At 65.3% G+C, this 21,246-nt stretch carries 16 protein-coding genes and 3 tRNA genes; 16 read left to right on the forward strand and 3 right to left on the reverse strand.

Translation table 11 applies throughout. The features are described from left to right. Nucleotides 1–51 precede the first annotated feature (51 nt). The 7 genes from ltaE to JFY56_RS15020 all read left to right on the forward strand — a co-directional run bounded on the left by ltaE (nucleotide 52) and on the right by JFY56_RS15020 (nucleotide 6,029). Nucleotides 52–1,056, forward strand: a complete 1,005-nt coding sequence (gene ltaE / locus JFY56_RS14990) for a low-specificity L-threonine aldolase (RefSeq protein ID WP_208314635.1) — start codon at nucleotides 52–54, stop codon at nucleotides 1,054–1,056. A 123-nt stretch (nucleotides 1,057–1,179) separates the two neighbouring features. Then, complete coding sequence (gene alaS / locus JFY56_RS14995) at nucleotides 1,180–3,804, forward strand: alanine--tRNA ligase (protein WP_208314636.1); 2,625 nt, start codon at nucleotides 1,180–1,182, stop codon at nucleotides 3,802–3,804. Between the two features lie 99 nt (nucleotides 3,805–3,903). Further along, complete coding sequence (locus tag JFY56_RS15000; RefSeq protein WP_208314637.1) at nucleotides 3,904–5,139, forward strand: aspartate kinase; 1,236 nt, start codon at nucleotides 3,904–3,906, stop codon at nucleotides 5,137–5,139. A 184-nt stretch (nucleotides 5,140–5,323) separates the two neighbouring features. Continuing rightward, nucleotides 5,324–5,509, forward strand: a complete 186-nt coding sequence (gene csrA, locus JFY56_RS15005) for a carbon storage regulator CsrA (protein WP_003085981.1) — start codon at nucleotides 5,324–5,326, stop codon at nucleotides 5,507–5,509. A 61-nt stretch (nucleotides 5,510–5,570) separates the two neighbouring features. Further along, a tRNA-Ser gene (locus JFY56_RS15010) sits at nucleotides 5,571–5,661 on the forward strand. Nucleotides 5,662–5,772: 111 nt separating this feature from the next. Further along, a tRNA-Arg gene (locus JFY56_RS15015) sits at nucleotides 5,773–5,849 on the forward strand. A gap of 103 nt (nucleotides 5,850–5,952) precedes the next feature. Beyond that, nucleotides 5,953–6,029, forward strand: a tRNA-Arg gene (locus JFY56_RS15020). Nucleotides 6,030–6,263: 234 nt separating this feature from the next. On the opposite strand, the gene JFY56_RS15025 is transcribed toward JFY56_RS15020, so the two are convergent. Further along, a complete protein-coding gene (locus JFY56_RS15025) occupies nucleotides 6,264–7,301 on the reverse strand; it encodes an AraC family transcriptional regulator (protein WP_208314638.1) in 1,038 nt (345 codons plus the stop codon). A 4-nt stretch (nucleotides 7,302–7,305) separates the two neighbouring features. Beyond that, nucleotides 7,306–8,364 carry a carbon-nitrogen hydrolase family protein gene (locus JFY56_RS15030; protein WP_208314639.1) on the reverse strand — a complete coding sequence of 353 codons (1,059 nt, stop codon included), beginning with the start codon at nucleotides 8,362–8,364 and terminating at the stop codon, nucleotides 7,306–7,308. 197 nt (nucleotides 8,365–8,561) lie between these two features. Between JFY56_RS15030 and JFY56_RS15035 the strand changes: the two genes are divergently transcribed. The 3 genes from JFY56_RS15035 to JFY56_RS15045 all read left to right on the forward strand — a co-directional run bounded on the left by JFY56_RS15035 (nucleotide 8,562) and on the right by JFY56_RS15045 (nucleotide 13,130). Continuing rightward, nucleotides 8,562–10,592: an NADPH-dependent 2,4-dienoyl-CoA reductase gene (locus JFY56_RS15035; RefSeq protein WP_208314640.1), complete on the forward strand. Its 2,031-nt coding sequence runs from the start codon at nucleotides 8,562–8,564 to the stop codon at nucleotides 10,590–10,592. A 238-nt stretch (nucleotides 10,593–10,830) separates the two neighbouring features. Continuing rightward, on the forward strand, nucleotides 10,831–12,174 hold the full coding sequence (locus JFY56_RS15040) for a GumC domain-containing protein (RefSeq protein ID WP_208314641.1): 1,344 nt from the start codon (nucleotides 10,831–10,833) through the stop codon (nucleotides 12,172–12,174). Between the two features lie 38 nt (nucleotides 12,175–12,212). Next, the gene (locus tag JFY56_RS15045; protein ID WP_208314756.1) at nucleotides 12,213–13,130 is read left to right on the forward strand and encodes a 1-aminocyclopropane-1-carboxylate deaminase/D-cysteine desulfhydrase; all 918 of its coding nucleotides are present in this window, start codon (nucleotides 12,213–12,215) and stop codon (nucleotides 13,128–13,130) included. Between the two features lie 88 nt (nucleotides 13,131–13,218). Here the strand turns inward: JFY56_RS15045 and JFY56_RS15050 are convergent, their stop codons facing one another. Beyond that, nucleotides 13,219–14,163: a DUF1853 family protein gene (locus tag JFY56_RS15050; RefSeq protein WP_208314642.1), complete on the reverse strand. Its 945-nt coding sequence runs from the start codon at nucleotides 14,161–14,163 to the stop codon at nucleotides 13,219–13,221. 121 nt (nucleotides 14,164–14,284) lie between these two features. Between JFY56_RS15050 and JFY56_RS15055 the strand changes: the two genes are divergently transcribed. The 6 genes from JFY56_RS15055 to pepN all read left to right on the forward strand — a co-directional run bounded on the left by JFY56_RS15055 (nucleotide 14,285) and on the right by pepN (nucleotide 21,011). After that, complete coding sequence (locus JFY56_RS15055) at nucleotides 14,285–15,172, forward strand: NAD(+) kinase (protein WP_208314643.1); 888 nt, start codon at nucleotides 14,285–14,287, stop codon at nucleotides 15,170–15,172. Further along, nucleotides 15,169–16,152 (forward strand): metallophosphoesterase, encoded by a 984-nt coding sequence (locus JFY56_RS15060; RefSeq protein ID WP_208314644.1) that lies wholly within the window; start codon nucleotides 15,169–15,171, stop codon nucleotides 16,150–16,152. The genes JFY56_RS15055 and JFY56_RS15060 overlap by 4 nt, the downstream gene beginning before the upstream one ends. Continuing rightward, nucleotides 16,149–17,006, forward strand: coding sequence for a rhomboid family intramembrane serine protease (locus JFY56_RS15065; protein WP_208314645.1), 858 nt, complete (start codon nucleotides 16,149–16,151; stop codon nucleotides 17,004–17,006). The genes JFY56_RS15060 and JFY56_RS15065 overlap by 4 nt, the downstream gene beginning before the upstream one ends. A 196-nt stretch (nucleotides 17,007–17,202) precedes the next feature. Then, nucleotides 17,203–17,463: a YeaC family protein gene (locus JFY56_RS15070; RefSeq protein WP_208314646.1), complete on the forward strand. Its 261-nt coding sequence runs from the start codon at nucleotides 17,203–17,205 to the stop codon at nucleotides 17,461–17,463. Beyond that, nucleotides 17,463–18,290, forward strand: a complete 828-nt coding sequence (locus JFY56_RS15075; protein WP_208314647.1) for a DUF2797 domain-containing protein — start codon at nucleotides 17,463–17,465, stop codon at nucleotides 18,288–18,290. The genes JFY56_RS15070 and JFY56_RS15075 overlap by 1 nt, the downstream gene beginning before the upstream one ends. A 63-nt stretch (nucleotides 18,291–18,353) precedes the next feature. Continuing rightward, nucleotides 18,354–21,011: an aminopeptidase N gene (gene pepN / locus JFY56_RS15080; RefSeq protein ID WP_208314648.1), complete on the forward strand. Its 2,658-nt coding sequence runs from the start codon at nucleotides 18,354–18,356 to the stop codon at nucleotides 21,009–21,011. Nucleotides 21,012–21,246: the final 235 nt, after the last annotated feature.

Raw genomic sequence — 21,246 nt, forward strand, 5'->3', positions numbered from 1 at the left:
GGCGTGCCCTTAGGATCGGACCTTTCTTTCGTTCGAACCAAGGAGCCAGCCATGTCCATCATCGACCTTCGCAGCGACACCGTGACCCTGCCCAGCGCCGGGATGCGCGAGGCCATGGCGCGTGCCGAGCTGGGCGACGATGTCTACGGCGAAGACCCCACGGTCAACCGACTGGAAGCCACACTGGCCGAGCGCCTCGGTTTCGAAGCCGCCCTGTTCGTGCCCACCGGCACCATGAGCAACCTGCTCGGCCTGATGGCCCACTGCGAGCGCGGCGACGAGTACATCGTCGGCCAGCAGGCTCATACCTATAAATACGAGGGCGGCGGCGCGGCCGTGCTCGGCTCGATCCAGCCGCAGCCTATCGACGGCGAGGCCGACGGTTCCCTGGACCTCGGCAAGGTCGAGGCGGCGATCAAGCAGGACGACTTCCACTTCGCCCGTACCCGCCTGCTGGCGCTGGAAAACACCATGCAGGGCAAGGTCCTGCCGCTGGAATACCTCGCCGCCGCCCGCGAGCTGACCCGCCGTCGCGGACTGGCGCTGCATCTGGACGGCGCGCGGTTGTACAACGCGGCGGTGAAGCAGGGCGTGGATGCGCGGGAAATCACCCGGCATTTCGATTCGGTTTCGGTGTGCCTGTCCAAGGGCCTCGGCGCGCCGGTGGGTTCGGTGCTCTGCGGCAGCCGCGAGCTGATCGGCAAGGCGCGCCGCCTGCGCAAGATGGTCGGCGGCGGCATGCGCCAGGCCGGTGGACTGGCGGCGGCGGGGCTGTATGCGATCGAGCATCAGGTCGAGCGTCTGGCCGAGGACCATGCCAATGCCGAGCGGCTTGGCGCCGAACTGGCCGGACTGGGTTACCGGGTCGAGCCGGTGCAGACCAACATGATCTACGTCGACATCGGCGCGCAGGCTGCGGCGCTGCGCGATTTCCTCGCCGGGCAGGGCATCCGCGTCAGCGCGGCGCCGCGTCTGCGCCTGGTGACCCATCTTGATGTGAAATCGGCGGATATCCCGCGTATCGTCGAGGCTTTTGCCGCCTTTCGTCGAGTTTGACGGCAATCGATTGACATTCGGCGGTAACAATAACGCAAAGACACTACAACCTTGACGCGAGGCCGATATAATGCGGCCCTTTGCCGGCGATTCGTGGCCGCCAATTATTCCGTGGAAGAACCTATGAAAAGCGCTGAAATCCGTGAAGCCTTCCTCCGCTTCTTCGAAGAGAAGGGGCATACCCGCGTTGCCTCCAGTTCGCTGATTCCGGCGAACGACCCGACCCTGCTGTTCACCAACGCCGGCATGAACCAGTTCAAGGACTGCTTCCTGGGCCTGGAAAAGCGCGCCTACACCCGCGCCACCACCAGCCAGAAGTGCGTACGCGCCGGCGGCAAGCACAACGACCTGGAAAACGTCGGCTACACCGCGCGTCACCACACCTTCTTCGAAATGCTGGGCAACTTCAGCTTCGGCGACTATTTCAAGCGCGACGCCATCCACTACGCCTGGGAATTCCTCACTTCCGAGAAGTGGCTGAACCTGCCCAAGGAAAAACTCTGGGTCACCGTCTACGCCAGCGATGACGAGGCCTACGACATCTGGACCCAGGAAGTCGGCGTGCCGGCCGAGCGCATGGTGCGCATCGGCGACAACAAGGGCGCCCCGTACGCTTCCGACAACTTCTGGGCGATGGGCGACACCGGCCCGTGCGGCCCGTGCACCGAGATCTTCTTCGACCACGGCGTGGACATCTGGGGCGGCCCGCCCGGCTCGCCGGAAGAAGACGGCGACCGCTACATCGAGATCTGGAACAACGTGTTCATGCAATTCAACCGCACCGCGGACGGCGTCATGCACCCGCTGCCGGCGCCGAGCGTGGACACCGGCATGGGCCTGGAACGCATCAGCGCGGTCCTGCAGCACGTGCACTCGAACTACGAGATCGACCTGTTCCAGAACCTGCTGCAGGCCGCCGCCGACGCCATCGGCTGCGCCAATGACGACGCGCCTTCGCTGAAGGTCGTCGCCGACCACATCCGTTCCTGCAGCTTCCTGATCGCCGACGGCGTGCTGCCGTCCAACGAAGGCCGCGGCTATGTGCTGCGCCGCATCATTCGTCGCGCCTGCCGCCACGGCAACAAGCTGGGCGCCAAGGGCAGCTTCTTCCACAGAATCGTCGCCGCGCTGGTCGCCGAGATGGGCGAGGCCTTCCCCGAGCTGAAACAGCAGCAGGCGCACATCGAGCGCGTGCTGAAGACCGAGGAAGAGCAGTTCGCCAAGACCCTGGAGCAGGGCCTGAAGATCCTCGAACAGGATCTGGTCGGCCTGAAGGGCAAGGTCATCCCCGGCGAAACCGTGTTCAAGCTGTACGACACCTATGGCTTCCCCTACGACCTGACCGGCGACATCGCCCGCGAGCGCGGCCTGACCCTCGACGAGTCCGGCTTCGAGCGCGAGATGGCGGCCCAGCGTGAGCGCGCCCGTTCCGCCAGCGCCTTCGGCATGGACTACAACGCCCTGGTCAAGGTCGACAGCGAAACCCGCTTCCTCGGTTACGAAGGCACTTCCGGCAGCGGCAAGGTCATCGCCCTGTTCGCCGACGGCCAGGCCGTCGACACCCTGAAGGAAGGCGAGGAGGGCGTGGTCGTCCTCGACCAGACTCCGTTCTACGCCGAATCCGGCGGCCAGGTCGGCGATTGCGGTTTCCTTGAAGGCGCCGGCGTGCGTTTCGACGTGCGCGACACCACCAAGGTCGGCGGCGCGCACCTGCACCACGGCGTCATCGCCAAGGGCAGCCTGAGCGTCGGCGTGTCCATCAAGGCCGAGGTCGATGCCTCGGTGCGCCAGGCCACCGCGCTCAACCACTCGGCCACCCACCTGCTGCACGCCGCGCTGCGCCAGGTCCTGGGCGATCACGTACAGCAGAAGGGCTCGCTGGTCGACAGCCAGCGCCTGCGCTTCGACTTCAGCCACTTCGAGGCGATCAAGCCGGAGCAACTGAAGGCCCTGGAAGACATCGTCAACGCGGAAATCCGCAAGAACAGCGAAGTCGAGACCGAGGAAACCGATATCGACACTGCCAAGCAGAAGGGCGCCATGGCGCTGTTCGGCGAGAAGTACGGTGACCAGGTGCGCGTGCTGAGCATGGGCGGCGACTTCTCCGTCGAGCTCTGCGGCGGCACCCACGTATCGCGTACCGGCGACATCGGCCTGCTCAAGATCACCAGCGAAGGCGGCGTGGCCGCTGGCGTGCGCCGTATCGAAGCGGTCACCGGCAGCGCGGCGCTGGCCTACCTGAACGGCGCCGAGGAGCAGCTCAAGGAAGCGGCCAGCCTGGTCAAGGGCAGCCGCGACAACCTGGTCGACAAGCTGACCGGCCTGATCGAGCGCAACCGCCAGCTGGAAAAGGAGCTGGAGCAGCTCAAGGCCAAGGCCGCCAGCGCGGCCGGCGACGACCTGGCGAACGCGGCCATCGAGGTCAAGGGCGCGAAGGTACTGTCGGCGCGTCTCGACTGCCTGGACGGCAAGGCGCTGCTGGCGCTGGTCGACCAGTTGAAGAACAAGCTTGGCCGCGCGGTGATCCTGCTCGGCGGCGTGACGGATGAGAAAGTCGTGCTGGTTGCCGGCGTGACCCAGGACCTGACCGCCCAGCTGAAGGCCGGCGACCTGATGAAACAGGCCGCGGCGGCAGTCGGCGGCAAGGGCGGCGGTCGTCCGGACATGGCCCAGGGCGGCGGCACCGAGGCCGGCAAGCTGGACGAAGCGCTGGCACTGGCGAAAAGCTTCGCCGAACAGGGGCTGTAAGGCACAGAATCCGGGGCCCGCAGCGCGTCCGGCGGGCCTTGGCAGCATGCGGCGAATGCATGTTAAATGGGCGCCCTTGAGGAATCAGGCGGTTTTGAAATGGCTTTGATCGTACAGAAGTTTGGGGGGACCTCCGTCGGCACTGTCGAGCGTATCGAGCAGGTAGCCGAGAAGGTGAAGAAATTCCGCGAGAACGGCGACGATATCGTCGTGGTGGTTTCCGCCATGAGCGGCGAAACCAACCGCCTGATCGGTCTGGCCAAGCAGGTCATGGACCAGCCCGTTCCGCGCGAGCTGGATGTCATGGTCTCCACCGGCGAGCAGGTCACTATCGCGCTGCTGAGCATGTCCCTGCTCAAGCGTGGCGTGCCGGCGGTTTCCTACACCGGCAACCAGGTGCGCATCCTCACCGACAGCTCGCACACCAAGGCGCGCATCCTGAGCATCGACGACGCCAATATCCGCGCCGACCTCAAGGCCGGTCGCGTAGTGGTGGTCGCCGGTTTCCAGGGCGTCGACGAACACGGCAACATCACCACCCTCGGCCGTGGCGGTTCCGACACCACCGGCGTAGCCCTGGCCGCGGCGCTGAAGGCCGACGAGTGCCAGATCTACACTGATGTTGATGGTGTCTACACCACCGACCCGCGCGTAGTGCCGCAGGCTCGCCGACTGGACAAGATCACCTTCGAAGAGATGCTGGAAATGGCCAGCCTCGGTTCCAAGGTGCTGCAGATCCGCTCGGTGGAGTTCGCCGGCAAGTACAACGTTCCGCTGCGCGTGCTGCACAGCTTCCAGGAGGGTCCGGGCACCCTCATTACCCTTGATGAAGAGGAATCCATGGAACAGCCGATCATCTCCGGCATCGCCTTCAACCGCGACGAGGCCAAGCTGACCATCCGTGGCGTACCGGATACCCCCGGCGTGGCCTTCAAGATTCTCGGTCCGATCAGCGCCGCCAACATCGAAGTCGACATGATCGTGCAGAACGTCTCGCACGATAACACCACCGACTTCACCTTCACCGTTCATCGCAACGACTACCTGAACGCGCTGGAGATCCTCAAGCAGACCTGCGCCAACATCGGCGCCCGCGAAGCGACCGGCGACACCAACATCACCAAGGTCTCCATCGTCGGCGTCGGCATGCGCTCCCATGCGGGTGTCGCCAGCCGCATGTTCGAGGCGCTGGCCAAGGAATCCATCAATATCCAGATGATCTCCACCTCGGAAATCAAGATTTCCGTGGTCATCGAGGAGAAGTATCTGGAGCTGGCCGTACGCGCCCTGCACACCGCGTTCGAGCTTGATGCCCCCGCCCGCCAAGGCGAGTAAGGGCTGAAAAACCGAAAGGCGCGGCTTGACCGCGCCTTTCGTCGTTTTTGACTTCCAGGTCGGAACTTTCATTCCGACGGGACTGGTCAATACTTGGTTGAAGGGTTCGCCCACTTGATGTTCTCGGACCTGCCACCATTTCTTTTTTGCAGACTGCTTATCCGAAATACGTAAGGAGAAAGGAATGCTGATTTTGACTCGCCGGGTCGGAGAGACCCTGATGGTTGGTGACGACGTCACCGTGACGGTCCTGGGCGTCAAGGGGAATCAGGTGCGCATCGGTGTGAATGCACCGAAGGAAGTTGCCGTGCACCGGGAGGAGATCTACCAGCGCATTCAGAAAGAGAAGGATCAGGAACCAAATCATTAATTTTTCTGATTTTTTTCTTTGCAAACGGGGAAAAACGTAGTTATCATGCGCCCCGTGTTGCGGAGAGGTGGCCGAGTGGCCGAAGGCGCTCCCCTGCTAAGGGAGTACACCTCAAAAGGGTGTCGGGGGTTCGAATCCCCCCCTCTCCGCCATTAGCAACTAGCGCGTAGAGCAACCGTCCAGAGACGTAAGTTTCTGAAATGATTGAAAAAATCAGGTTGACAGCGAAAGCGATACGAACTAGAATTTGCGCCCTCATCAGCGCACTCATAGCTCAGCTGGATAGAGTACTCGGCTACGAACCGAGCGGTCGGAGGTTCGAATCCTCCTGAGTGCGCCATTATCGAGACGTAACGCGAAAGCGGGGCGTCAGCGGAAAGAAGGCGAAATCCTTCGAAAACCGCGACCAGGCGGTGGAACTGGTTAAACAGCACCAACCCAGCGCACTCATAGCTCAGCTGGATAGAGTACTCGGCTACGAACCGAGCGGTCGGAGGTTCGAATCCTCCTGAGTGCGCCATATCGAAAGGGCCTGCAGAAATGCAGGCCCTTTTTCTTTGTCCGCAATTTCTCCTGCGGCAAGGGGTTCATCTGGCGTTCATATGCGACATCTAGGATTTCTCCGTAGTCTTTGTTAAAACCGAAACGACTATCAGGAGAAAAGCCAATGGACGACTACCAGGAAGAACTGCTCGAACTGCACGCGACGGAGATAGACCAGCCGGAGCCGGCGGACGACGCCACCGAAATGTGATCAGGCGCGCTGCCGCTGGGTGCGGCGGAACTCGCCGGGGGTCAACCCGCTCCAGCGCTTGAAGGCGCGCTGGAAGGCTTCCGCCGAGGCGAAGCCGAGCAGATAGGCGATCTCGCCGAAGGCCAGGTCGGTGTCGCGGATGTAGATCATCGCCAGGTCGCGGCGCGTTTCGTTGAGGATGCTGCGGAACTGCGTGCCTTCTTCGGCGAGCTTGCGCCGCAATGTCCAGGTCGGCATTTTCAGGCGTGCCGCCACTTCCTCCAGGTCCGGTTCGCGACCGTTGAGCATCGGACCGAGAATCTGGCTGACGCGCTCGTGAAGGCTGCGTGTGCGGGTCAGCTGCTCCAGTTCCCTGTCACAGATCTCCAGCAACTGCCGCCAGGTGCTCGGGCAATGTTCGCGATTGCCCAGGGCCAGGCTGGCCAGGTCCAGGCGCAGCTGGTTGGTTTCGGCGCCGAACTCCACCGGGCAGCCGAAGAACTCCTCGTAGCGCGCCGCGTAGGCGGGGGCGGGATATTCGATTTCGACCTTCACCACGCGCAGCGGCTGGCCTGCGATGCTGCTCAACTGGCTGACCCAGCTGGCCAGCACGGAATCCACCACGAAACGGTTGAAGGCGTTGTACGGGCTGATCGAATAGAAGCGCAACCAGGCGCCGCCGGCATCCTCCACGAACTGCGACTGACCGCGGTAGTTCTGTGCGTAGAGCTGTTCGAAATGGATCAGCGCACGCGCGGCGGCGCGCACGTTGGGCGCCTGGGTGGCGGTCACGCCTGCCAGGCCGAACTGGTTGGGACGGCTGAGTTGCCCCATGCGCAGCCCCAGGGCCGGATCGCCGCTGAGCTGGATGGCCGTGTGGCCGAGGCGCATGTAGCGCGGGATGGACAGGCGCCCGTGGGGTTCGGCGAGGCGTGCGTTGTCCAGCCCGTACTGTTCGAGCAGCGCTTGCGCGGGAATGCCATGTGTCTCCAGCGCAGCGGCCAGGCTGTGCACGAAGCCCACCGAAATGTCGCCGAGGCGTATGCCGGGCCGGCTCATGGAGCTACAGCCAGATATTGATCAGGCGGGCGCCACGGCCGTCCTCGGCGAGCTGGGGCCCCGCCGGCGTGGCGACCAGGCTGCGCCCATGGCTGCCGAGATCCCACAGTTGGCCGCGGAGGAACACCGCGATGCCGGCGTGCGCGCCGCTTTCACCGAGCCGGCTGGCCAGTGCCGGGCTGTCCCAGGTGTCGTCGCTTGCGGGATGCTTCCAGCGTCCGTTGTTGCCCATCGAAGCCGGCACCGCGATGATCTCGGGCTTGCCGGCGGCCAGTGCGGCATAGCTCGCCGGACGCCAGCTGTCGGCGCAGATCAGCACGCCCAGGCGGCCCGCCGGGGTCGGCAGCACCTGCAGGTCGTCGAGGTCACCGGCGCGGGTGAAGCCTTTCTCGGCATCGCTGGGGAAGACCTTGCGCTGCGGCCTGCCGATCGGCAGACCGTTGCTGCCGAACACCACGCTGATGCTGTACAGCCGGCCGTTGCCGGTCTGCAGCTGGCCTTCGTTGATCCGCGGGCTGGGCAGGATGATCGAGCCGGCGACCACGGTTACGCCGAACTCCCGCGCCAGGCCGCCGAACAGCGTCTGGTAGTCGTGCGCCATATCCACCGACTTCATGCGCAGCAGAGCGTCGGCCAGGCGGTCGTCGCCTTTCGCGCCGAGCCAGCCGCGCGCCAGCTTGAGCGGATTGCTCACGGCCATCCACTCCATCGCCTCGTTCAGCCGCGTGGCGCGGTACACCTCGGGCTTCTCGCCGGTAGCTACCAGCCAGGTGCCGATGTGCTCGGGGAACACCACGACGGTGCGCTCGTTGAGCAGCCCTTCGTTGCGGGCCTTTTCCAGATAGGCGGCGAACTTCAGGCGCAGGCGTTCCACACTCTGATAGTCCTGGGGGAACAGCTCCGGCTGGATGCCGAGCAGATTGCCGTGCTCGGCCGGGGTGCCGAGGTTCAGCGCGACCTCGCTGCGCAGGTCGGACAGGTAGTGGTTGACCGGGCGGCGTTCGGCCCAGCCGGCGTAGGCGGCGAACAGGACGATGAGAACAAGGAAGATCAGCTTGCGCATGCGGGGCTCCGGGCGTAGCGCTCAGAGTAGGGGAGTGCTGGCGGAATGCCAAGGTTCGCTGTCATTTTCGATCAGTAAGTTGTTACTTTTGATCATTGAGCGGATCGAGGCCGCTGCTTAGAGTCTGGTCCATACCGACCGCGTCCCGTGCCGATAGTGCCGAGGCCGCGGCACAACCGTGACTCGCCGGAGGCTCCATGACCGCCTATCCCAATCTGCTCGCTCCTCTCGACCTGGGCTTCACCACCCTGCGCAACCGCACCCTGATGGGCTCCATGCACACCGGCCTGGAAGAAAAGCCGAACGGCTTCGAGCGCATGGCGGCCTATTTCGCTGAGCGCGCCCGTGGTGGTGTCGGCCTGATGGTCACCGGCGGCATCGCGCCGAACGAGGAGGGTGGTGTCTACGCCGGCGCGGCCAAGCTGAGCACGCCGGAAGAGGCCGAGAAGCACAGCATCGTCACCCAGGCGGTGCACGAGGCGGGCGGCAAGATCTGCATGCAGATCCTCCACGCCGGCCGCTATGCCTACAGTCCGAAGCAGGTTGCGCCCAGCGCCATCCAGGCGCCGATCAACCCGTTCAAGCCGAAGGAGCTGGACGAGGACGGCATCGAGAAGCAGATCCAGGATTTCGTCAACTGCGCCAGCCTGGCGAAGGCAGCCGGTTACGACGGCGTCGAGATCATGGGTTCGGAAGGCTACTTCATCAACCAGTTCCTCGTTGCCCACACCAACCAGCGCACCGACCGCTGGGGCGGCAGCTACGAGAACCGCATGCGCCTGCCGGTGGAAATCGTCCGCCGCGTGCGCGAGGCCGTGGGGCGCGACTTCATCATCATCTATCGCCTGTCGATGCTCGACCTGATCGAGGGCGGCAGCGACTGGGACGAGATCGTCCTGCTGGCCAAGGCCATCGAGAAGGCAGGTGCGACCATCATCAACACCGGCATCGGCTGGCACGAGGCGCGCATCCCGACCATCGCCACCAAGGTGCCGCGCGCGGCCTTCACCAAGGTCACCGCCAAGCTGCGCGGCGAGATCGGCATCCCGCTGGTCACCACCAACCGCATCAATACTCCGGAAGTGGCCGAGCAGGTGCTGGCCGAGGGCGATGCCGACATGGTTTCCATGGCGCGGCCATTCCTCGCCGACCCGGAGTTCGTCAACAAGGCCGCCGAGGGCCGGGCCGACGAAATCAACACCTGCATCGGCTGCAACCAGGCCTGCCTCGACCACACCTTCGGCGGCAAGCTGACCAGTTGCCTGGTCAACCCGCGCGCCTGCCATGAGACCGAACTGAACTACATCCCCACCGCCCAGGTGAAGAAGATCGCCGTGGTCGGCGCCGGTCCCGCCGGCCTGGCCGCCGCCACCGTGGCCGCCGAGCGCGGGCACAGCGTGACCCTGTTCGACGCGGCCGGCGAGATCGGCGGACAGTTCAACGTAGCCAAGCGCGTGCCGGGCAAGGAGGAGTTCTACGAGACCCTGCGCTACTTCAAGCGCAAGCTGGAAACCACCGGCGTCGACGTGCGCCTGAACACCCGCGTCTCCGTGGACGACCTGGCCAGGGGCGGCTACGACGAAATCCTTCTCGCCACCGGCATCGTTCCGCGCACTCCGGCCATTCCGGGCATCGAGCATCCGAAGGTGATCAGCTACCTGGACGCGATCCTCCAGCGCAAGCCGGTCGGCCAGGCGGTGGCGGTGATCGGTGCCGGCGGCATCGGCTTCGATGTCTCCGAGTTCGTCACCCACCAGGGCGAGTCCAGCAGCCTGGATCGCGAGGTGTTCTGGAAGGAGTGGGGCATCGATACCGCACTGGAAGCACGCGGCGGTGTCGCCGGCATCGAGGCGAAACCGCATGCGCCGGCACGCCAGGTGTTCCTCCTGCAGCGCAAGAAAACCAAGGTCGGCGACGGCCTCGGCAAGACCACCGGCTGGATTCACCGTACCGGGCTGAAGAACAAGCAGGTGCAGATGATCAGCAGCGTCGAGTACCTGAAGGTCGACGACGCCGGCCTGCATGTCAGCATCGCCGGCGGCGAGGCGAAGGTGCTGCCGGTCGACACGGTGATCGTCTGCGCCGGCCAGGAACCGCTGCGCGAGCTGCACGACGGCCTGCAGGCCGCCGGGCAGAAGGTCCAGCTGATCGGCGGGGCGGATGTAGCCGCCGAACTGGATGCCAAGCGCGCCATCAACCAGGGCTCGCGAGTGGCCGCCGAACTCTGATCCCCGCCGCCACGACAGCCCCGGAGTCATTGCCCCGGGGCTGTCGAACGCAAGAAAAAGCGACCGCGTCACACTTTCATCCCGCCTGGACGCCATTGCGCGCGCGGCCTCAGGGCGACTGCCAACCCAGTCACATAGCCTGCGGCATTTATTCCCTAGACTCCTTGCAAAGGATTCGCGCCTGCCTGTTCGGCGCCACTTCCGGGTCTTCCTCCCGTGCCGCCCCAGAGGTCATACCATGAGGATGCAGAAGAAGCCTCAGATGGTGGAAGCCGTGGTCTTCTTCAACGACCGCGGCATCTGCAAGGAAATGCTCTACCCGGAATTCGAGGCATTGCTCGACAACATCGTGCAGATGCCCGAGTACGCGGACCAGCAGATGAGCCTCGCCTACCTGCTGATCAACCCACGTCTGATGGTCCGGGCGGTGGTGCTGTTCTACCTGGACTTCGACGAGACCGGCCAGGTCGACCCCGGCTGGAACCTGCCGCTGCGCCAGCTCGCCGATCGCGCCGGGCGTGGCCCGGACATGGGCGCCGGGCCGATCCGTCTTGCCTGCGCCAGCCAGTGCCCGGTGCCCTGGCACCAGATGCACCTGTGGGATCCCATCCTGACGCCCGGCAACAATCACCTGGTGATGATCCGCGAAGTGATCAAGCGCAACCATCTCGGCCTGCTGGTGGACGAGGAGCCGGCCGTCGTCGAGCCCGAGCGCCTGCATATGGCGGCCGAGCACCAGTGGTACGCGCCGGTGGAGGAACCGCACGACGAGGCGGAAAAGATCGCCCGGGAGATGCTCCAGGAGCACCAGCAGAAGTCCGCTGAAATGCTCACCCAGCACGAGATGCGCATCGCCACACTCAGCCAGCAGCATGAGCGGGAACTCAGCCAGCATCGGCTGGACGCCGAGGAGCAGCTCAAGGCGCTGCGCCGCGAGCTGACTGCCCTGCGCGAATGCCTGCAGCGCGAGGAACAGGCCGGTACCAGCCTGCGCCAGGAGCTGGCCGAGTGCCGGCTGCAGCGCGACGAGCTGGTCGCACGCCTGGGCACGGTCGAGCAGGAGGGGCGGGCGGAGGTCGCTGCCCTGCGCGCGGGCCTGCAGGCGGAGGCGCAGGCGAAAGTGGCCGGCATGCTGGCGCAATGCAAGGAGCAGCTCGCCATTCGCGATGCGGAGCTGAGTTATCGCAACGAGCTGGAGCGGCATCTTCGTCTGGAAAACGACGCATTGCGTGCCGGCAAGGATGGCGACGAGATGGCGGTGCTGGAGCAGCTCTCCGGCCTGGGCGTCATCTTCGTCGCCTATCATCCGGGCGCCGGGCACCTGACCATCCCGCTGCAGGAGCTGACGCGCTATCGGCAGAACCCGATGGCCTACGCGGCGAGCAAATGCCTGGTGTCCGAGGAACGTTATCGCGACTGGCTGGCCCATTATCAGCAGCCCACCTGCGACGGCCGCCTGTCCAACGGCGAGCGCTGTGCGATCCCGGTGGACCGGGTGGATACACCCAGCCGCTTCGTCGAGGGTGACAACAACTGCTGCAGCCGGCATAAAGGCAGGGGTCTGCAACCCGGCCTGAACTGACAGCATTGCTCCTTCCCGACTGGCAACCCATCCCGCCTCTGCAACATGTGCGACTCGACTGGCTGGACGCGGCCGGCGTCGAGCTTGCATTGCTGCGTCTGGACCTGGTCGACGAACAGGTTTCCGGCAACAAGTGGTTCAAGCTGGCGCCGTACCTGCGCCAGGCGGCCGACCTCGGGCTGCGCGGGCTGATCAGCCTCGGCGGCGCCCATTCCAATCATCTGCATGCGCTGGCCGCGGCGGGGGCGCGCTTCGGCTTCGAAACAGCGGGACTGCTGCGTGGGCTGGAGCAGGACACGCCGACCGTACGCGACCTGCGCGATTTCGGCATGGATCTGCACTGGCTCGGCTACGCCGGCTACCGCGAGCGCCATGCGCCGGGCTTCTGGGCGCCCTGGCGGGAGCGCTATCCGCACCTGTTGCCGGTGGACGAGGGCGGCGGCGGACTGCCCGGTGCGCAGGGTTGTGCCGGGTTGGTCGGGCAACTGCGCGCGCAACTGCCAGCGCTTGGCTGGGCTGATTATCACCAACTGTGGGTAGCGGCAGGCAGCGGCACCACGCTGGCGGGACTGGTGAGCGGCGAGGATGGCGCACACGAAGTGGTCGGCGCCATGGCCGTGCCGCCCGGGCATGGGGTGGAGGGGCAGGTTCCGCGTCTGCTGCAGGCTGCCGGCAGAGCGGATGAAGGCTATCGCCTGATCGATGCCAGTCGCGGCGGTTTCGCCCGACTGGATGCGCGGCTGGCGCGCTTCATGGCGGAGTTCCAGAAGGCCACAGGCGTGCCGTTGGAGCCGCTGTATACCGGCAAGCTGCTGCTCGCCTTGCACGACGAGGTGCAGGCCGGCAGGGCCCCACGGGGCAGCCGGATCGTCGCCGTGCACAGTGGCGGCCTGCAGGGCCTTCGGGCGTTGCAGGAGCGGCTGGATAAGCTGAGTAGGTCGGTTCCACTTCTGTAGGATGGGTTGAGCGCAGCGATACCCATGCTGTCCCGACGCATTCATGGGTATCGCTGCGCTCAACCCATCCTACGCGGTGTTTCTAGCGTCACCGGGAGTAGCTGGAAGGCTCGTCCGGCCAGCGGTCGCTCACCAGGAACAGCCGCTCGCACTCCTGCCAGTCGCCATCGCGCAGGGTGAGTCGCGCCAGCATCTGCGGGAAACCGTCCTCGGGAAGCTGTTCCAGCCATTGTTCGAACTGTGCTTCGTCCCAACTCTGTTCCGGGCTGATCCGGGCGGGGGAGAGCCATTGCGCGCGGGGCAGCATCTGCCAGCGTCCGCTGGACTGCCGGCGATAGAGATCCCAGTCGCGGCGGTGCAGCCAGCGTCCGCGCAGATGGCGTGGATCGGCGCCGGCGGGCGGTGGGCAGTCCTGTGGCCAGGGATAGAACAGATAGCCGCCCAGCCACAACGAGGCCTGGACGGGACTGTCGGTGAACGCCTGGACCACGGCGCTGCCTTCCGCTGTCGACGACAGCGGCACCTGATGGTCGTAGAGATGCTGCAACTTGCGCGTCAACTGGTCCTCGGCGCCGGGGCCGAGCCAGTCCTCCGGACCGTCGCGGGCGGGACCGAGATAGAGCTTGATGGCCAGTTCGAGGTGATGCGGCCCGTCGTCGTCCTCCACCAGCAGGTCCAGCTCGCCGAGGGTGTGGCCGTTGTTGCGCACCGGCAGGTTGGCCGCCAGCAGGCGGATGTCCGGGGCCTGCTCCAGGGCGAACTGCCAGAGGCGCTCGTAGTAGCGGCCGAGCCGTTGCCGCGGTTCGGCATCCAGCCAGGCAGCCAGTTCGCCGGGCTGTCGATCCTGTTCCTGCAGCCAGTCCGCCAGTTGGTTCGGTTCGCTATGCCAGCGGCTGGCGGCCAGCGGGTGGCGCTGGCGGCGCGCGGTGGCGGCCAGCAGGGGCGGCGATAGCAGCGTCCAGGCCAGGTCGCGAACCTGTGGCTGGCGCAGTTCCGCGAGCAGATCGGTGAACAGCGTGGAAATCTTCGTCATCTGTGTAGCCTAGCCCTCATGGCGGGCGCGGCGCATCCATCGGGCCGGCGGTTTGCCGCTGTTTGCGCCTTTCGCCCATAATTCCGCTCATTCCCGCCCCTCGACGCTGTTCAGGAGTCCCATGGATCCCTTTCGCAATATCGGCATCATCGGCCGCCTCGGTAGCACGCAGGTGCTGGAAACCATCCGCCGGCTGAAGCGCTTCCTGATCGAGCGACACCAGCATGTGATCCTCGAAGACACCATCGCCGAAGTGTTGCCCGGCCACGGCCTGCAGACCTGCTCGCGCAAGCTGATGGGCGAGATCTGCGACCTGGTGATCGTGGTCGGCGGCGACGGCAGCATGCTCGGCGCGGCGCGCGCGCTGGCGCAGCACAAGGTGCCGGTGCTGGGCATCAACCGCGGCAGCCTGGGCTTCCTCACCGATATCCGTCCGGACGAACTGGAAGTGAAGGTCACGGAGGTGCTGGAAGGCCAGTACATCGCCGAATCCCGCTTCCTGCTGGATGTCCAGGTGCGCCGCCACGGCGACTCCATCGGCCAGGGCGACGCGCTGAACGACGTGGTGCTGCACCCCGGCAAGTCGACGCGGATGATCGAATTCGAGCTGCACATCGACGGCCAGTTCGTCTGCAGCCAGAAGGCCGACGGCCTGATCGTCTCCACCCCGACCGGCTCCACCGCCTACGCGCTGTCCGCCGGCGGGCCGATCATGCATCCGAAGCTGGATGCCATCGTCATCGTGCCGATGTATCCGCACACGCTGTCCAGCCGGCCGATCGTGGTCGATGGCGACAGCGAGCTGAAGATCGTGGTGTCGCCGAACATGCAGATCTACCCGCAGGTGTCCTGCGACGGGCAGAACCACTTCACCTGCGCGCCCGGCGATACCGTCACGGTGAGCAAGAAGCCGCACAAGCTGCGCCTGATCCACCCGGTCGACCACAACTACTACGAGGTCTGCCGGACCAAGCTGGGGTGGGGAAGCCGCCTCGGGGGGAGCGAGTGAGCGAACTCGATCCTGCGCGCGGCTACGACCTGATCGGCGACGTCCACGGCTGCGCCCACACCCTCGACCGGCTGCTGGAAACCCTCGGTTACCGTCAGCAGGGCGGGGTATGGCGGCATCCACGCCGGCAGGCACTGTTCCTTGGCGATATCGTCGACCGTGGGCCGCGCATCCGCGAGGCGCTGCACCGGGTGCACGACATGGTCGCCGCGGGCGAGGCGCTGTGCATCATGGGCAACCACGAGTTCAACGCGCTCGGCTGGGCCACTCCGGCGGCGCCGGGCAGCGGTCGCACCTACGTTCGCGAACACACGCCGCGGCATGCCCGGCTGATTCGCGAGACCCTGGAGCAGTTCGAGGGGCATCCGGCGGACTGGCGCGACTTCCTCGGCTGGTTCCAGTCGATGCCGCTGTTCATCGACGCCGGGCACTTCCGCATGGTGCATGCCTGCTGGGACAACGGCCTGATCGAGACGCTGCGCCGGCAGTTCCCCGATGGGAAGATCGACGAGGCATTCCTCCAGGCCTCCGCCGATCCTGGCAGCTTCGCCCATCAGTCCTGCAACCGCCTGCTGCGCGGCACCGACATGCGCCTGCCGAAGGGCATCACCCTGACCAGCAGCGACGGCTACACCCGCGCGTTCTTCCGCACCAAGTTCTGGGAAGAGGACCGCGAGCCGGAAACCTACGGCGACATCGTCTTCCAGCCCGATGCGCTGCCCGACGAGGTGGCCGCCGAACCCCTCACTCGCGAACAGAAGTCCAGCCTGCTGAGTTATGGCGCCGACGAGCCGCTGCTGTTCGTCGGCCACTACTGGTGCAAGGGCACGCCGGCGCCGATCCGGCCGAACCTGGCCTGCCTGGACTACAGCGCGGTGATGTACGGCAAGCTGGTCGCGTATCGGCTGGACGGCGAACGCCGTCTCGATCGCGGTAAATTCGTATGGGTGGATGTGAAGCGCCCGGGGGCCGACGAGTGAGTGCAGTAGAAGTGATGCGATTGCCGCTGGCGGTGGACCTGGGCGGGTTCGTCAGCCTGCTGCGCCGCCTGAACGTGCCGTTCCGGGTCAGCGAGGAGTCCGGCGAGCAGGTGCTCTGGGTGCCCAGCCCGCAACTGGCCGAGGAAGTGCGCACGCTCTACCAGCGCTTTCCCGAAGGCGATCCTGATTTCGCCCTGGCGACCGAGCCGGTAAGGCGCTCCCCGGGGTTCGTCGGCCAGCTTCGTGCCAGTTGGATGACCGCCGCGGTGTTGCTGGTGACGCTGGTCGTCGCCGCGGTCACGCTGCTTGGCAACAACCTGGCGACCTTGCACTGGCTGACCTTCCAGGAGTTCCAGGTGGAGGGCGACTACGCCGTCTTCACGCCGCTGATGGAAAGCCTGGCAGCGGGGCAGTGGTGGCGCCTGTTCACGCCGATGCTGATCCACTTCGGCTGGCTGCACCTGGCGATGAATGGCATGTGGTACTGGGAGCTCGGCCGGCGCATCGAATACCGCCAGGGCGGGCCGATGCTGCTGGTGCTGTCGCTGGGCTTCGGCCTGGTGTCGAACGTGGTGCAGTTCTCCGTCAGCGGGGCGAGCCTGTTCGGCGGCCTGTCCGGCGTGCTCTACGGCCTGCTCGGGCACTGCTGGATCTTCCAGCTGCTGGCGCCGACCCCGGCCTTCCGCCTGCCCAGGGGCGTGGTGGCGATGATGCTGATCTGGCTGCTGATCTGCCTGTCCGGGGTGATCGACCTGCTGGGCTTCGGCTCCATCGCCAATGGCGCGCATATCGGCGGACTGGTCGCCGGTTGCGCTACCGGCCTGATCGGCGGATTGCTCGCGCGGCGCGGTTGAGGTTGATGATGGTGGGATGGTGCTTCTCGTAGGTTGGTGCTGAACGCAGTGAAGCCCAACTGAATGGTGCCATGCCCGACAGATGTTGGGCTTCGCTTCGCTCAGCGCCAACCTACAGGGGATTGACCAACGTCCGTGCGCTGCGGGGCCGGGGTCGGTAGAATGCCGGTTTTGCCCAATTTGCAGGAGTCGGCCAATGTCGTCCTTCGCCGAGATGATCGAGAACATCACCCCCGAGATCTACCAGAACCTCAAGCTGGCGGTGGAGATCGGCAAGTGGCCGGACGGCCGCAAGCTGACCCAGGAGCAGAAGGAGCTCAGCCTGCAGGCGGTGATCGCCTGGGAGATGGCCAACCTGCCGGAAGAAGAACGCACCGGCTACATGGGCCCGCAGGAATGCGAGTCGCATGCCGACCCGATCCCGAATCTCCTGTTCAAGTCCGACGCGCTGCACTGATGAGCGAACTCGGACGTGGCGCGCTCAGCAAGATGTCGGCGCGCCTTGAAACACCCGTTCAATACGCCTTCCGCCTCGGCGACGAGGAAGTTGCGGTCAACCCGCTGATCGGCAAGACCGTGCGCCTGGAATACCTCGGCGCGATCTTCTGCACCCACTGCGGCCGCAAGACGAAGAAGAGCTTCAGCCAGGGCTACTGCTATCCCTGCTTCACCAAGCTGGCTCAATGCGACAGCTGCATCGTCAGCCCGGAGAAGTGCCATTTCGAGCAGGGCACCTGCCGCGAGCCGGAGTGGGGCGAGCGCTTCTGCATGACCGATCACGTGGTCTACCTGGCCAACTCTTCCGGCGTGAAGGTCGGTATCACCCGCGCCACCCAGGTGCCGACCCGCTGGATCGACCAGGGCGCGCGCCAGGCGCTGCCGATCATGCGCGTGGCCACGCGGCAGCAGTCCGGCTTCGTCGAGGACCTGCTGCGCACTCAGGTGGCCGACCGTACCAACTGGCGCGCGCTGCTCAAGGGCGATGCCGAACCGCTGGACCTGGTTGCCATCCGCGAGCAGCTTTTCGACCAGTGTGCCGATGGCCTGCGCGAGCTGCAGCAGCGCTTCGGCCTGCAGGCGATCCAGCCGGTCACCGATCTGCAACCGGTCGAGATCCAGTATCCGGTCGAGGCCTATCTGGCCAAGATCACCAGCTTCGATCTGGACAAGACGCCGGTAGTGGAGGGTACCCTGCAAGGTATCAAGGGCCAGTACCTGATCTTCGATACCGGCGTCATCAATATCCGCAAGTACACCGCTTACCAGCTGGCGGTGAGTGCTTAACTGAGTCCGGGGCGGCGCAATCCGTCCGTCCCGGTTCGAGCATTTCCCAAGGGGCCACAAGCCATGCGTACCGAGCAACCGAAAGTCATTTACCTCAAGGATTATCAGGCGCCCGAGTACCTGATCGACGAGACCAACCTGACCTTCGAACTGTACGAGGACCACACCCTGGTCCACGCGCAGCTGGTCATGCGGCGCAACCCGGAGCGCGGCGAAGGCCTGCCGCCGCTGGTGCTCGACGGCCAGCAACTGGAACTGCAGTGGGTGGCCCTGGACGATCGCGTGCTGGACGAAGGCGAGTACCAGCTCGACGAGAATCACCTGACCCTGCAGCCGACCGCGAAGAACTTCACCGTCGACAGCACCGTGCGCATCCACCCGGAAACCAATACCGCGCTGGAAGGCCTGTACAAGTCCGGCAAGATGTTCTGCACCCAGTGCGAGGCCGAAGGCTTCCGCAAGATCACCTACTACCTCGACCGCCCGGACGTGATGAGCAGCTTCACCACCACGCTCTCCGCCGAGCAGCACAAGTACCCGGTCCTGCTCTCCAACGGCAACCCGGTGGCCAGCGGCCAGGAAGAGGGCGGTCGGCACTGGGCGACCTGGCAGGACCCGTTCAAGAAGCCGGCCTATCTGTTCGCCCTGGTTGCGGGCGACCTCTGGGCGGTGGAAGACAGCTTCACCACCATGAGCCAGCGCGAAGTCGCCCTGCGCATCTATGTCGAGCCGGAAAACATCGACAAGTGCCAGCACGCCATGGACAGCCTGAAGAAGTCCATGCGCTGGGACGAAGAGGTCTACGGCCGCGAATACGACCTGGACATCTTCATGATCGTCGCGGTCAACGACTTCAACATGGGCGCCATGGAGAACAAGGGGCTCAACATCTTCAACTCCAGCTGCGTGCTGGCCAAGGCGGAAACCGCCACCGACGCCGCCCACCAGCGCGTCGAAGGGGTAGTCGCCCACGAGTACTTCCACAACTGGTCGGGCAACCGCGTGACCTGCCGCGACTGGTTCCAGCTGTCGCTGAAGGAAGGCTTTACCGTCTTCCGCGACTCCGAATTCTCCGCCGACATGAACTCGCGCACGGTCAAGCGTGTCGAGGACGTGGCCTTCCTGCGCACCAACCAGTTCGCCGAGGACGCCGGCCCGATGGCGCACCCGGTGCGTCCGGATTCGTTCATCGAGATTTCCAACTTCTATACCCTGACCGTCTACGAGAAGGGCTCGGAAGTGGTGCGGATGATCCACACGCTGGTCGGCGTCGATGGCTTCCGCAAGGGCACCGACCTGTACTTCGAGCGTCATGACGGCCAGGCGGTGACCTGCGACGACTTCGTCAAGGCCATGGAAGACGCCAACGGCATCGACCTGACGCAGTTCAAGCGCTGGTACACCCAGTCCGGCACCCCGCGCCTGGCGGTGGAGGAGAGCTACGACGCCGCAGCGCGCAGCTACACCCTGAGCTTCCGCCAGAGCTGCCCGGCGACTCCCGGCCAGCCGAGCAAGCAGCCCTTCGTCATCCCGCTGGAAATGGGCCTGCTCGGCAGCGCCGGCCAGCCGCTGCCGCTGCGCCTGCAGGGCGAGGATGCGGCGGTTGGTGACAACCGCGTGCTGGCGATCACCGAGCTGGAGCAGTCCTTCACCTTCGTCGACCTCGAGGAGAAACCGCTGCCGTCGCTGCTGCGCGGCTTCTCCGCGCCGATCAAGCTGAGCTTCCCGTACAGCCGCGACCAGCTGATGTTCCTCATGCAGCACGACAGCGACGGCTTCAATCGCTGGGAGGCCGGCCAGCAGCTCAGCGTGCAGGTGCTGCAGGAACTGATCGGCCAGCACCAGCGCGGCGAGGCGCTGAAGCTCGATCAGCGTCTGGTCGAAGCGTTCCGCACCCTGCTGCTGGACTCGTCGCTGGACCAGGCGATGGTCGCCGAGATGCTCTCGCTGCCGAGCGAGGCCTATCTCACCGAGATCAGCGACGAGGCCGACGTCGAGGCGATCCACGCCGCCCGCGAGTTCGCCCGCAAGCAACTGGCGGACGCCCTGCACGAGCCGCTGTGGCAGCGCTACCAGGACAACCGCGTCGCTTCCCGGGAGACCCCGTACGTTGCCGAGGCGACGCACATCGCCCGCCGCAGCCTGCAGAACATCGCCCTGTCGTACCTGATGCTCAGTGGCCGCGCGCAGGTGCTGGAGGCCTGCCAGGAGCAGTACCAGTCCTGTGACAACATGACCGAACGCCTGACCGCGCTGGCGGTGCTGGTCAATTCGCCGTTCGAGGAAGAGAAGGCCAAGGCGCTGGCGATGTTCGCCGACTACTTCAAGGACGATCCGCTGGTGATGGACCAGTGGTTCAGCGTCCAGGCCGGCTGCACCCTGCCGGGCGGGCTGGAGCGCGTGCAGGCGCTGATGGAGCACCCGGCGTTCACCCTGAAGAACCCGAACAAGATCCGCGCGCTGATCGGTGCCTTCGCCAACCAGAACCTGGTCAACTTCCACCGTGCGGACGGTGCCGGCTATCGCTTCCTCGCCGACCAGGTGATCACCCTCAATGCGCGCAACCCGCAGATCGCCTCGCGCCTGCTGGCGCCGCTGACCCGCTGGCGCAAATACGCACCGGCGCGCCAGGCTCTGATGCGTGGCGAGCTGGAACGCATCCTCGCTTCCGGCGAACTGTCCAGCGACGTCTACGAGGTGGTCAGCAAGAGCCTCGCCTGAGGTCCGGGCCGATTCGGGATGGCGCTGACCATCCCGCATTCATCGAGGTGTTACCGGCATGCGCCGGTAACACCTTTTTTGTTTCCGTAACCCTCCAGAGCCCGGTAACACTGGCTTCCAGGCCGCCAGCGTGGCTGTCGGAATGGCCGGTTCGTTCTTCCGGGCACACTTTCAGGTAGGACTAATCATCCCTTCGGACGAGGCCCGTCTGCCTTAACAAAAGATAACGTGGTGT

Source organism: Pseudomonas schmalbachii (assembly GCF_017589465.1).
Lineage (GTDB): Bacteria > Pseudomonadota > Gammaproteobacteria > Pseudomonadales > Pseudomonadaceae > Pseudomonas > Pseudomonas schmalbachii.